Origin of the sequence: Brochothrix campestris FSL F6-1037 (genome assembly GCF_000525915.1) — a bacterium.
Classification (GTDB): Bacteria; Bacillota; Bacilli; order Lactobacillales; family Listeriaceae; genus Brochothrix; species Brochothrix campestris.
Window position 1 is genome coordinate 98678 of record NZ_AODH01000009.1, and the last position, 12156, is coordinate 110833.

Annotated in this window: 15 protein-coding genes; 8 read left to right on the forward strand and 7 right to left on the reverse strand. The window is 39.2% G+C overall.

The features are described 5' to 3' along the window. Together BCAMP_RS02450 and BCAMP_RS02455 are read left to right on the forward strand one after the other, a co-directional pair. Positions 1-618 (forward strand): YktB family protein, encoded by a 618-nt coding sequence (locus BCAMP_RS02450; RefSeq protein WP_035313374.1) that lies wholly within the window; start codon positions 1-3, stop codon positions 616-618. A 242-nt stretch (positions 619-860) separates the two neighbouring features. Beyond that, positions 861-1805, forward strand: a complete 945-nt coding sequence (locus BCAMP_RS02455; RefSeq protein ID WP_035313376.1) for a magnesium transporter CorA family protein — start codon at positions 861-863, stop codon at positions 1803-1805. 390 nt (positions 1806-2195) lie between these two features. On the opposite strand, the gene BCAMP_RS02460 is transcribed toward BCAMP_RS02455, so the two are convergent. From BCAMP_RS02460 to BCAMP_RS02465, 3 genes are read right to left on the reverse strand one after another with little or no spacing between them, the layout of a single operon-like run. Further along, positions 2196-2834: an alpha/beta fold hydrolase gene (locus tag BCAMP_RS02460; RefSeq protein ID WP_035313377.1), complete on the reverse strand. Its 639-nt coding sequence runs from the start codon at positions 2832-2834 to the stop codon at positions 2196-2198. A 38-nt stretch (positions 2835-2872) separates the two neighbouring features. Beyond that, on the reverse strand, positions 2873-2980 hold the full coding sequence (locus BCAMP_RS14975) for a UPF0223 family protein (RefSeq protein WP_408605173.1): 108 nt from the start codon (positions 2978-2980) through the stop codon (positions 2873-2875). Beyond that, on the reverse strand, positions 2955-3143 hold the full coding sequence (locus tag BCAMP_RS02465; protein WP_408605174.1) for a UPF0223 family protein: 189 nt from the start codon (positions 3141-3143) through the stop codon (positions 2955-2957). Before BCAMP_RS02465 ends, BCAMP_RS14975 begins: the two co-directional genes overlap by 26 nt. Positions 3144-3297: 154 nt before the next feature. Between BCAMP_RS02465 and BCAMP_RS13380 the strand changes: the two genes are divergently transcribed. The 4 genes from BCAMP_RS13380 (at position 3298) to BCAMP_RS02480 (ending at position 5205) form a co-directional block, all read left to right on the forward strand. Beyond that, the gene (locus BCAMP_RS13380; RefSeq protein ID WP_156921106.1) at positions 3298-3447 is read left to right on the forward strand and encodes a hypothetical protein; all 150 of its coding nucleotides are present in this window, start codon (positions 3298-3300) and stop codon (positions 3445-3447) included. A 2-nt stretch (positions 3448-3449) separates the two neighbouring features. Continuing rightward, complete coding sequence (locus tag BCAMP_RS02470) at positions 3450-3947, forward strand: hypothetical protein (RefSeq protein ID WP_035313380.1); 498 nt, start codon at positions 3450-3452, stop codon at positions 3945-3947. Positions 3948-4010: 63 nt separating this feature from the next. Beyond that, positions 4011-4202, forward strand: a complete 192-nt coding sequence (locus BCAMP_RS02475; protein WP_035313382.1) for a hypothetical protein — start codon at positions 4011-4013, stop codon at positions 4200-4202. Between the two features lie 307 nt (positions 4203-4509). Further along, positions 4510-5205 (forward strand): glycerophosphodiester phosphodiesterase, encoded by a 696-nt coding sequence (locus BCAMP_RS02480; protein ID WP_269479250.1) that lies wholly within the window; start codon positions 4510-4512, stop codon positions 5203-5205. A 262-nt stretch (positions 5206-5467) separates the two neighbouring features. Here BCAMP_RS02480 and lpdA read toward each other — a convergent pair whose 3' ends face one another. The 4 genes from lpdA to pdhA all read right to left on the reverse strand — a co-directional run bounded on the left by lpdA (position 5468) and on the right by pdhA (position 10376). Further along, on the reverse strand, positions 5468-6871 hold the full coding sequence (gene lpdA, locus BCAMP_RS02485; RefSeq protein WP_035313384.1) for a dihydrolipoyl dehydrogenase: 1404 nt from the start codon (positions 6869-6871) through the stop codon (positions 5468-5470). 3 nt (positions 6872-6874) lie between these two features. Beyond that, on the reverse strand, positions 6875-8170 hold the full coding sequence (locus tag BCAMP_RS02490; protein WP_035313385.1) for a dihydrolipoamide acetyltransferase family protein: 1296 nt from the start codon (positions 8168-8170) through the stop codon (positions 6875-6877). A 111-nt stretch (positions 8171-8281) separates the two neighbouring features. Continuing rightward, a complete protein-coding gene (locus tag BCAMP_RS02495) occupies positions 8282-9259 on the reverse strand; it encodes an alpha-ketoacid dehydrogenase subunit beta (RefSeq protein WP_035313387.1) in 978 nt (325 codons plus the stop codon). A gap of 1 nt (position 9260) precedes the next feature. Then, entirely contained in the window at positions 9261-10376 is a 1116-nt protein-coding gene (gene pdhA, locus BCAMP_RS02500) for a pyruvate dehydrogenase (acetyl-transferring) E1 component subunit alpha (protein WP_035313388.1), read from the reverse strand. Between the two features lie 557 nt (positions 10377-10933). On the opposite strand from pdhA, the gene def reads away from it, so the two are divergent. Continuing rightward, positions 10934-11485, forward strand: coding sequence for a peptide deformylase (gene def, locus BCAMP_RS02505; RefSeq protein WP_035313390.1), 552 nt, complete (start codon positions 10934-10936; stop codon positions 11483-11485). 26 nt (positions 11486-11511) lie between these two features. Then, complete coding sequence (locus BCAMP_RS02510) at positions 11512-12147, forward strand: TraX family protein (protein ID WP_035313391.1); 636 nt, start codon at positions 11512-11514, stop codon at positions 12145-12147. Positions 12148-12156: the final 9 nt, after the last annotated feature.

The window sequence follows — 12156 nt, forward strand, 5'->3', positions numbered from 1 at the left end:
ATGACATTTAACGGCTTTTTAAGCGATGATTTTACACAGATGACTTCACCCACGCTCGAAGGACGGATGCATTTTTTACGTGAAACCATCCAACCCAAATTTTATGAACTCGGTGGCTCTTTAACCGACTTTTTAAGTGTCTCGCTCGGAAATGAAATGTACCTCCATGTCGCTAAACACTTACGCCGTTCAGTTAACCCACCAGATAGTACTTGGTTAGGGATTTGTCACAGTAAGCGCGGCTATAAAAAACACCCGCATTTTCAAGTCGGCATTTGGAAGGATTATATTTTCCTCTACCTTTCATATATTTATGAAACAGAAAACCGCACCGCTATTTCTGATGCCTTTTTAGAAAATAATGAGCTCTTCGCTGCTTTACCTGCTGACTTTGTTATTTCACCAGACCATACTGAGAATCGTTATTTACCACTAACAGAGGCTAATTTGGCTGCCACTTTGACGCGTTTTAAAACCGTTAAAAAGGGTGAATTTTTAGTCGGAAAAGTACTTTTAAAAGACAACCCACTCCTCGCTGACCCTGTGGCGCTTGAAAAAGAAATCGAAGCAACCTTTACAGCCATGCTCCCGCTTTATAAATTATCGATGTCTATCTAAGCGCTTTCAATGATTGCACGTTGATATATCTTGATTTGTTAGCTATACTTATAAGGTTGAATCTCTTTTGAAAGGAGCCTGTCACTATGAAAAATGCAAGCACGCCGAAAGAACCAGATCCCCTGTCTGAGCAGCAGGATTGGAATAGGAATTGTCCAACTAGCTTTAGCAGGCTCTTGAACTAAGTCGTTTCTGGTTCTGCCTTCCCAATAATAGTACGTAAAAATGAGGAGGTTATTAACATGCTACAAATCTTCAAAACCGATATGAATACCGGCAAATTAATTGAACTCGATGAGATTGAAAATCACTGTTGGGTCAATTTGATTAATCCAACGACGGAAGAAATCAACCACATTGTTGAACACACGAACGTGCCGGTTGAATTTATCCGCGATCCCCTCGATAACGATGAAAGTTCACGGATTGAACGTGAGGATGATAACGTCCTTATCATTGCCGATTTCCCGATTGAAAATACGGATGATGATGTCAGTTCAATTTCGTTTGAAACAATGCCCTTGGGGATTATTATTACGAATAAAGTTTTCATCACTGTTTGTTCAGAAAATTCACCGATTTTACAATCGTTCATCCACCAAAAGGTACGTAATTTTTATACTAATATGAAAACACGGTTTGCCTTGCAAATCTTATATTTAATCTCAACCAGTTATCTGCGTTTGTTAAAACGACTTAATCGTCATTCTGATCGGATTGAAAAAGAATTACACCGGTCAATGAAAAACAAACAGCTGTATGACTTGATGGGTATCGAAAAAAGTTTGGTTTACTTTGTAACCTCACTTAAAACAAACAAGGTTGTCTTAGATAAAATGTTCCGTCAAAATATGATTCGAATGTACGAAGAAGACCAAGACTTGCTTGAAGATGTTATTATTGAAAACCGCCAAGGTCTTGAAATGGCAGAAATACATAGTAATATTTTAAGTGGGATGATGGATGCCTATGCCTCTATCATTGGGAATAACATGAACATCGTGATGAAATTTTTGACGACGGTCACAATCATTCTTTCCTTTCCAACAATGGTCTTTAGTTTTTATGGCATGAATGTCAAACTCCCATTCATGGATAATGAATACGGTTGGATTATCGCCATCGGCTTCGCTGTTTTGATTGCAATTGTCACAGCCATCTTTTTTTCACGAAAAAAATTCTTTTAACTAGACAAGCCCCAACTGAGATACTCAGTTGGGGCTTCAGATTGTAGACAAAGTCTAAAGAGACTTCATTTTCTTTCGAATGCTATTACAGTGACTTTGTTTATAAGATGATAAGACTGAATAGAAAGGCTGTTCTATCCTCTCGTTTAATCAGCTAACTTCTATGATATTTCATGGAAAAGTAGCGACGGTAAATAGTCGCTATTCTTTTCCATTCCAATATCTTCAAAGTTGAACGAGCTGATTTCACTTTCGTTCTAGTAGGCACGACGAGCGAGTGACGGTGCGCGTACTGATGGTACGTAATCCCGAGCGAGCAAGTCGTAACGACCTAGAACAGCCTTTCTATTCAGTCTCAAGCCCCAACTGAGATACTCAGTTGGGGCTTTTTTATCGAAGGTAAGGTAGCAAGTTGGGATACAAACGGTCGGTATGCTCGATATAACTACTATGCGTTTCACCAGGTAAGACGAGTAACTGCGCGTTAGGCAAGACGGCCGTGACTTGCTCAAAAAATACGGGTTCACAAACATCATTTTCACCGGCAACAATTAAAGTCGGAATTGTCATTGTCGTCAGTTGCTCCAACTCAATCTGCGGTTCTTCTAACATTAATTGAATTAATGGGTCGTTGGTCTGGCGATACTCGAGTTGCAGCAGCGCCCGTACTGCCGGTTTAAAATCCGCCGGCGTTAAATTAAGACCGAGTAACAGTAATTGTTTCAGTTGAGGCTGTTGCGCTAATCCGAGCAACAAACCAATGATCGCCCCATCACTAAACCCAAGAATGGTTACGTCTTCTAACTGTAATACTGCAATAAAGGCGGCGACGTCATCACACATTGCTTGATAGCTTGTTGCTACATTTTTGGTGCTTTGACCATGGTTACGACTATCAATCGCGTAGACAGTCCGATGACGGCTTAGTTTAGTAGTGATTTCAGCGAATAGTTCGTGTGTTTCACCATTGCCGTGTAGTAATAGTAGTGGCGGACCACTACCACTTTTTTTTGTAATATAAACTAACACCGTTGCATTTCAATTGCATGCCTTCACCTCTTTTAAGATTACATTTTAACGATTGAACGGGGTGTTTCTTTCATTTCTTTAATCGTTTTATAGATTGAGTAGCCACTTTCTTTTTCGAACTCAGCGCCAATTTTTTTTCTCTTCACCAATACTTTTTATGACCATCTTAAACGCTTTATACGCCAGTTCAAGCTCTGTTACAGGCAACCCTTTTTCATAGGCCAATTCAATTTTTTGCAAGAACTCAATCACTGCAATTGTTTCTGCTGTTGACCAAGCCACATCGATCGGATAACTATAAGTATTCATTGTATCGCTCCCTTTGATTAAACGTCGTGCGTCTGCACACACTTATCTCTTTTATATTATAAGCTATTTTTAAGATAAAAAAAGGGGTACACTATAATAGTGCTCTCATTTTAGTTTCTCAATAGATCTGGCACCACCTACTTAGGAGGACTTCATGAAAAAAATACTGTTATATTTGTTCATCTCACTAAATTTAAATGCCTTTGGTAATGCCCTCACGATTAAAATTAACTTAGGGAGTGCACCATGGACTGGTTTATCTACGAATGCTGCTTTTTTTTCTTCGACGTTCCCATTAGCGTAACGTTGACGATAGTTGGTGTCACTGCACTTATCATTAACTATTTCGCCTACAAACAGGCTTCACTTAAGCGCTCATTTTTCAACCTGCTCTTTTTATTATCGTTTAGTTATCTAGTCGATTTTTGGTATTACCTCATTCCGGATATAACAATTGACGCCTACCTAATCCGCTTACTACTGAATGTGTTTGGCATTGTTTTTATTGCCGCTGGTGTTTCAATATACTTACGCCTCAATGTCGTGCTTCATCCTGTCGATGAGCTCTTACAAGTCTTTCGTTTACAAGTCTTCCGCGGTAATGTCGTTAAAGCTCAGGTTACAAGTTTATCGATTCCATTAATCGGCTCGCTTATTTTTTGGTGGCTGAGTGGCAATCTGTATGCGGTAAATGTTGCAACGCTCGTGTCGTTTTTCTTTATGGGTTGGTTCATCGTCTTCTTTGATAAATACTTATTCCCAAGCATCAAATTGAACGCGAAAATCACCACTACTCCAAATTAATGTTTTAACTTTTATTTTTCGGGGTAATAGTTAATAGATACAAAACAGAATGGGGATGTGTGAATGGCAAAAGAGGATTTGTTTGCAAAAATTAAGACGTTAGTGCAAGAGGGCAAGTTAGATCATGCCAAGGGTTTTTATGCCGAGCATAAAGATAGCTTAGGTGATTATGCTGCCAAAGCAAAAACCTTAATTCACAGTTCTAAAGATGAAAATTTGGTGGATAAGGTGAAACACTTATTTGATCAAAAATAACTAAAAAAAACCGTACTGCGCTTGTCGCAGTACGGTTTTTTTATTATAACTTGTTCTTGGTATTTGACACATTATGATAAACTAATAACAGCTAAAAACAGAATATATCCTTCCGCTAAAATAAGGATGAAGTTTTTATACTATACAACATTTGTCGCTCGGTTCAGCATATAATTGTTCTTAGATGGAGGTTTTTTTTGTTGGCTAAAGTAAAAGCAATTCTATTTGTTTTTTTTTATGGCATTTTTTTTTAACGGCTTGTACACAAGTCAAACTAAGTAACTATGACAGCACTAATCCGCTAATCATTTCACACAGAGGCAGTCCACTTACATTTCCAGAACATAGTTTCGCTGGGTATGATGACGCTATTGTCAAGGGCACTTACTTTATCGAACAAGATTTGATTTTAAGCAAAGATAATAAGCTTGTTGTTTCACATGATGATAACCTAATGAGAATTTTAGGCGTCAATCGTAATATCAGCGATTCAAACTACCTTCAACTATCAAACTACCGTTTTACAAATGGTGAACAACTACATCTTTTAAATGACGTTTTCGAAAGATACTCCAACGCTATCAACTATGTAATTGAAACAAAGTTCAATCAAACAAACTCTTTTCATACAATGGAACGTGAGTTAATTGCGCTGATAGAAAAACATCGTTTAGAAAAGAATGTTATTTTACAATCCTATTCAATCGACAGTCTCAATTTCATGTACGAAAAATCAAAAAAGATTCCGCAGATGCTTATCTTAGATGAAGCTAAAAGTAACAAACTGCAAGAAGCTCTAGTTAATGTACCTGAACATATTCAAATCATTACCATAAGCAGCAACTATTTGACTCCCACAGCTGTTAAACTAATTCACGATACAGGTAGATTAGCGATGACTTATAATTTGGATTCCTATGACCAATTAAATTATGGAACGCAAGTGAAAATAGATGGTTTCTTTACAAATGATACAAAAAAAGCCTATGATAAAAAAAATTAACCGCTCTATTTTCAAGGAATGGAGCTGTCATCCAAAAACGATGAACAATCAACATACGATAGCTCATCACCCTTTGCTATTGATAACCACTCTGCCAAGTTAGTTGCTATCCTTCAATTATCTGAAAAATAGAAAAAGAAACCGATTGTCATATCGGTTTCTTTTTCTATTTGCAAACACTATCCACCTACACAGACCATTGTCTTATGTAAATCAAAAAAACAGTTGGCCACATTGAGTGTGACCAACTGCTCGTACTAACTTACATGTGAATCGGCATACCGAGCGCTAACTCAGCAGCTTCCATCACTGTTTCACTTAATGACGGATGCGCGTGAATTGTTAAAGCGATATCTTCAGCATTCATTCCTGCTTCGATTGCTAAACCAATCTCAGATACAACATCACTTGCGTTTACACCAACAACTTGACCACCAATGACCAAGTTGTCAGATTTACGTGTAACAAGTCTGACAAAGCCTTCAGGTGCGTTTAATGATAAGGCACGACCGTTACCACCAAGTGGGAACTTAGATGCTTTTACGTCATAACCAGCGTCTTTTGCTTCTTTTTCAGATAAACCAACTTGCGCGATCTCTGGATCAGAGAAGACGATAGCAGGCATTACGATGTAGTCAACTTCTGAAGACTCACCAGCAATTGCTTCTGCAGCTACCTTACCTTCGTAAGATGCTTTGTGAGCAAGTGGTGCACCGGCAACAATATCACCGATTGCGTAAATGTTAGGAACGCTTGTACGTCCTTGTTTATCAACTTCAATTAAACCGCGCTCTGTTAATTTAACACCCGCTTGTTCTAAACCGATTTCAGCAGTGTTTGGTGAACGACCAACCGTTACCATGACGTAATCTGCTTCCACAGTTTCCTCTTTATCGTTCGCTTTATATGAGACAACAACGCCTGTATCTGACTCTTCAACACCTTGTGCTAAAGCGTTAGTAATAATTGTTGCGCCCTTGTCTTTCATTTTACGCTTAACCGGTTGAACCATATCTTTCGGGTATTGCGGTAAAATTTCAGCGCCACCTTCTAAGATAACAATTTCAGTTCCTAAGTTCGCAAAGGCACTACCTAACTCAGTTCCGATATAGCCACCACCAATGATGACTAATTTTTTCGGTACTTCAGGTAACGCTAACGCTGACGTAGAGTTAAGTACACGTTTAGAGTATTTAAAGCCTTTAATTTCAATTGGCGTTGATCCTGTTGCGATGATCAGATTTTTGTATGTGTATGTTTCAGCACCGTTTTCGTGCATGACACGAATCGTGCTTTCTTCACCAACATAAGCTTCACCGGCAACAACAGTTACTTTATTTTTTTTGAGAAGACCAGCAACACCTGCTGTTAATTTATTAACAACGCCGCCCTTCCATTCTTGTGCTTTAGTGAAGTCTAATTTTACATCTTCAGCTAATACACCCATCACATCTGAGTGTTGCGCTTCTTGGTAGCGGTGACCGATTGTGATCAATGCTTTTGAAGGGATACAGCCAACGTTTAAGCATGTCCCACCAAGGTTTTCTTTTTCAATCAATGTTACTTTTTGACCAAGTTGTGCGGCACGGATTGCTGCTACATATCCCCCAGGTCCACCACCGATAACGATTGTTTCTGCATCAATTGGAAAATCGCCTACTACCATTGTCTATCCCTCCATTAATAACAATTCTGGATCAGCCAGTAATCGTTTAATATGATTCATTGCATTTTGAGCTGTTGCCCCATCAATAATACGGTGATCAAAGCTTAATGATAACGCGATAACCGGTGCAACAACAACTTCGCCATTAACAACGATTGCTTTGTCAGCAATACGACCAATTCCTAAAATCGCAACTTCAGGATGGTTAATAACAGGTGTGAACCATTGTCCACCAGCAGAACCGATGTTTGAAATAGTAATTGAACCGCCACTCATTTCAGTTGCCGCTAATTTACCGTCGCGTGCTTTAACAGCCAATTCATTAATTTCAGCAGAGATTGCAAAAACAGATTTAGTGTCAGCATCTTTGACAACCGGTACTAATAAACCACGGTCTGTATCAGCCGCAATACCGATGTTCGCATAGTGTTTGTAAACAATTTCGTCTGTTGCATCATCAATTGACGCATTCAACACTGGGAATTTTTTAATCGCACTTGTTAACGCCTTAACCACATATGGTAAGTAAGTTAATTTAATGTTTTGTTCAGCCGCAACTTCTTTGAAACGTTTACGGTGTGTTACTAATTTAGCAACATCAATTTCGTCCATTAACGTTACGTGAGGTGCTGTATGTTTCGAGTTAACCATTGCTTTAGCAATTGCTTTACGAATACCAGACATTTTTTCACGTGTTTCACGTTCACCGACTGCAAGTGGTACTGGCGCTTCTTTTGGTGTTGCTGCCGTTGTTGACTCTGCCACTGGAGCTGTTTCAGCTACTGCAGACGCGTCTCCATTTAAGAATGCCTCAACGTTTTCTTTTAAAACACGGCCAGCTTTGCCTGTGCCTGCAACGCTTGAAATCGCAACGTTGTTATCACGAGCAAATTTACGAACAGATGGCATTGCAATAACACGATCGTTTTCGCGTGCCACTTCTGCAGTTGCAACAGCTGGTGCCGCTGCTACAGGTGCTGCTGCAGCTTTAACTGGTGCTGCAGGAGTTACTGGCGCTTCTACTGGCGCTGATGCCTCTTCTTCTTGGTCATTATCATGACCTGGTGCATCGATGGTAATTAATAAATCACCAACGATTGAAACTGTTCCTTCAGTTACGTGAACTTCTAAAACCGTTCCTGTAACAGGACTTGGAATTTCTTCGACACTTTTATCGTTTTGGATTTCTAATAATGGTGCATCCTCTTCAATTGTATCGCCTGCTTTTACAAACCATTTTACGATTTCGCCTTCGTGAATACCTTCACCAATATCTGGCATTTTAAATTTAAATGACACGTTTATTCATCCCCTTACATCATAGTAGTAAGTAGCTTCACAGATGCGAAGCTACTCGAGACTGACACAACTTATCGTTCAGCCTAATATATTTGTTAATACAGCTTTAATTTAGAAAGAAAGAATTTCTTTTGCTTTGTTGTAAATATCTGTTTTGTTTGGTAACCAAGCTGTTTCTGCTTGTGCAAATGGGAATACTGAATCCGCTGCTGTTACACGACCAACAGGTGCATCTAAGCTAAGGATGGCACGGTCATTGATTTCAGCAATAACGTGAGCTGCCACACCCGCTTGTTTTTGCGCTTCTTGAATAACAACCACGTGGTTCGTTTTTTCAATAGAAGCAACAAGGGTATCTGTATCGATTGGGCTAACTGTACGTAAATCGATTACCTCAGCTGAAATGCCCTCTTTTTCAAGTTCATCTGCCGCTTTAAGTGATTCTTGTACCATCGCACCGTATGCGATTAACGTAATGTCAGTTCCTTCGCGACGAATGTTTGCTTTACCTAATGGAATTGTGTATTCGCCTTCAGGTACATCTTCACGGAATGAACGGTATAATTTCATGTGCTCTAAGAAAACAACCGGATCGTTGTCACGAATTGCTGAAATTAACAAGCCTTTTGCATCGTAAGGCGTTGATGGAATAACAACCTTAAGACCTGGCGTTTGTGCCATTAAACCTTCTAATGAATCAGCGTGCATTTCTGGTGTATGTACACCACCACCAAATGGTGCACGGAATACAACTGGCATGTTACGTGTATTACCTGAACGGTAACGTGTACGCGCCACTTGACCCGCTACTTGGTCAAATACTTCGAAGACAAATCCGAAGAATTGGATTTCGGCAACTGGACGGAAACCTTTATAAGATAAACCGTTTGCTAAACCACCAATAGCTGATTCTGCAAGTGGTGTATCGAAGACACGGTCAACACCAAATTCTTTTTGTAAGTTTTCAGTTGCGCGGAATACACCACCGTTGTTACCAACATCTTCACCAAAAACGAGGACATTTTCATCGTTACGTAATTCTGTTGCAAGCGCATCTGTGATGGCTTGGATCATTGTCATTTGTGCCATGTTATTTCGACTCCTTTTCAGTGTAGTATGCAATTTGTTCGGCTACATTTTGAGTAGGCGTTTCAAACATGTTGTTAAGTAAGTCTGTTACTTTTTGTTTTGGAATCGCATCTGCTTCTTTAAGGGCAGCTTTGATTTCTTCTTTAGCGCGTTCAATGACAGCTTCTTCTTGCTCTGCTGACCAAAGGTTTTTTGATTCTAAGAAAAGACGGTAGCGCACGAGTGGATCTTTAAGTGCCCATGCTTCATCCATTTCTTTTGTACGGTAACGCGTCGGATCATCACCAGCTAAAGTATGTGGTCCGAAACGGTAAGTTAATGTTTCAATGACAGTTGGGCCTTCACCATTAACAGCGCGATCACGTGCTTCGCGAGTAACTGCATAGACTGCTAATGGATCCATTCCATCAACAACTACCCCAGGTACGCCGGCTGCAACTGCTTTTTGAGCAAGTGTCGGTGCCGCTGTTTGCAATTCACGTGGAACTGAGATAGCGAAACCGTTGTTTTGGATAACAAAAATTGCAGGTGATTTAAACGCACTTGCAAAGTTGATACCTTCATAGAAGTCACCTTGTGATGAACCACCATCACCTGTGTATGTGATTGCAACACTTTTTTCGCCACGTTTTTGAATACCAAGCGCCACACCAGCTGTTTGAACATACTGTGCTCCGATGATAATTTGTGGTGAGATAATGTTTAAATCTTTTGGATATTGATTTCCTGCAAAATGTCCACGTGAGAATAAGAAAGCTTTCGCAAGTGGTAAACCGTGCATGATGATTTGCGGAATATCACGGTAGCCCGGTAAGATGAAATCTTCTTGTTCTAACGCAAATTGTGTACCTAATTGAGAAGCTTCTTGACCAGCAGTTGGCGCATAGAAACCAAGACGACCTTGTTTGTTTAAGGCAGTTGAACGTTGATCTAACACACGCGTCCAAACCATGCGTTCCATCAATTCCACCATTTTTTCATCTGATAAATCAGGCATGTATTGAGGATTTACGACTTCCCCTTTTTCATTCAAGACTTGAATTGGTTCAAATTGTTTAGCGATTGCTGCAAATTGTTTTTTCACATCAACGATAAGTTGTTTTTGCTTAGTTGCCATTTCATAACACTCCTTTTTAGGTATTTCCTACCAAATAAGTTGATACTGCATAAAATACATCAATTATTCTATTTACCTATACGGCAACATTTAAATAATTTCAATGTGCTATTATACAGCTCCCATGACTAATATAACAAAGACCGTTAAATTGGTCAAATATTCAGGTGGTTAAAAAGAGATAAATTCTTATGACCGGCTTGCGATAAAGCGTTTTCAACACAAAACCTCTTGTAACCAGATAAAGTCTCTCTGTTATATAATAATAACCAGCTATTATAGTACAGTATGCCTTTATCTTTTTAATGATATATCATTAGAGGTATGTGGTTAGTTTGCACATTTTATGCACACACTAAAGTGTTACGCCTATCAACCGTGTGCTATCAAAAGAATCCTCCCAAACAATATCTTGTTCTTTTCGTTCTTTTTCTGCTAATATGTTAATGATATGATTCTTATTTTTAGAATTACATAATCCTCTGCTATTAGTTAACTATTCGGCAAGAAAATGTGTCTAAAATAAGAACAAAATTTAATTAAGAGGTGTAACTATTATGATTACAATGAAAGATATTGTTCGCGAAGGTCATCCCGCTTTACGCGTAAAAGCCGCTGAAGTTACTTTACCACTATCAAAAGAAGATATTGCAATTGGTAACGACATGCTAACATTCTTAAAAAATAGTCAAGACGAAGAAATCGCTGAAAAATACGAATTGCGTGCTGGTATCGGTATCGCTGCCCCACAATTAGCGATTGAAAAACGTATTATTGCAATGTATCTCTTAGATGACCGCGAACGTTTGATTAGTCATGTGCTTTACAACCCAAAAATAGTCAGTCATTCTGTTGAAGATGCTTGCCTTGCTGGTGGCGAAGGCTGTTTATCGGTTGACCGTGACGTTGAAGGCTATGTCGTACGTCACATGCGTGTGACTGTGCAAGCCTTTGATATCAACTCAAAACCGATTAAATTGCGTTTCAAAGGTTACCCTGCTATGTGTGTCCAACATGAAATCGATCATATTAACGGCGTCATGTTTTATGATCATATCAATGAAAAAGAACCGTTTAAATTAAACGGCGAAGTGACAATTATTGATTAATTCACTGAGCCAGGAATGAGGGCCCCTTGCCAAAACGATTGGATGGTTTCACCTTAAAGATGATTGCACTCCTATCGATGACCTGCGATCACCTCGGCGTCTTTTTCTTTTTAGGACCTGAATGGCGCATCATTGGTCGACTCGCTTTTCCGTTATTCGCCTTTCTCTTGGTCGAAGGCTTTTATCATACGCGTAACCGTCAAAAATACTTTCTTACAATTGCTGGGGCTGGCCTCTTAATGCAACTGCCTCTCTATTTAATGGGAGAACACACTTTTAATATTTTTCTAACGTTAGCATTAGGACTAATCGCCTTACAGTTGCTATCCTATCGAAATCATTTAAGTGTCGCTTTGTTGCTATTCGTCGCTTGGTTTTTACCCTTTGATTACGGCATGTATGGCCTACTACTCATCCTTGGTTTTTATCTCTTTAAAGTGAAACCTTCGCTGCTAATTGGTTATACCATCATCGTCACAGGCCTCAGCTTAACGATTGACCATCTGAGTGTATTACAACTGTATTCCTTATTTGCCCTGCCGTTACTCTTAATGTATAACGGACAACGAGGTAAAAATTGGAAGTGGTTTTTTTACCTCTATTATCCCTTACACATCATTGTTATTAACGCACTTGCGCTAATACTTTTTTCAAACCAATAGAAATGAGAG

Coding starts and splice junctions, on each gene's coding strand:
- BCAMP_RS02475 (WP_035313382.1), top strand. CDS start 4,011: ATGGCAAAAGAGGATTTGTTTGCAAAAATTAAGACGTTAGTGCAAGAG.
- BCAMP_RS02495 (WP_035313387.1), bottom strand. CDS start 9,259: ATGGCACAAATGACAATGATCCAAGCCATCACAGATGCGCTTGCAACA.
- lpdA (WP_035313384.1), bottom strand. CDS start 6,871: ATGGTAGTAGGCGATTTTCCAATTGATGCAGAAACAATCGTTATCGGT.
- pdhA (WP_035313388.1), bottom strand. CDS start 10,376: ATGGCAACTAAGCAAAAACAACTTATCGTTGATGTGAAAAAACAATTT.
- BCAMP_RS02455 (WP_035313376.1), top strand. CDS start 861: ATGCTACAAATCTTCAAAACCGATATGAATACCGGCAAATTAATTGAA.
- BCAMP_RS02465 (WP_408605174.1), bottom strand. CDS start 3,143: ATGAATACTTATAGTTATCCGATCGATGTGGCTTGGTCAACAGCAGAA.
- def (WP_035313390.1), top strand. CDS start 10,934: ATGATTACAATGAAAGATATTGTTCGCGAAGGTCATCCCGCTTTACGC.
- BCAMP_RS13380 (WP_156921106.1), top strand. CDS start 3,298: ATGAAAAAAATACTGTTATATTTGTTCATCTCACTAAATTTAAATGCC.
- BCAMP_RS02450 (WP_035313374.1), top strand. CDS start 1: ATGACATTTAACGGCTTTTTAAGCGATGATTTTACACAGATGACTTCA.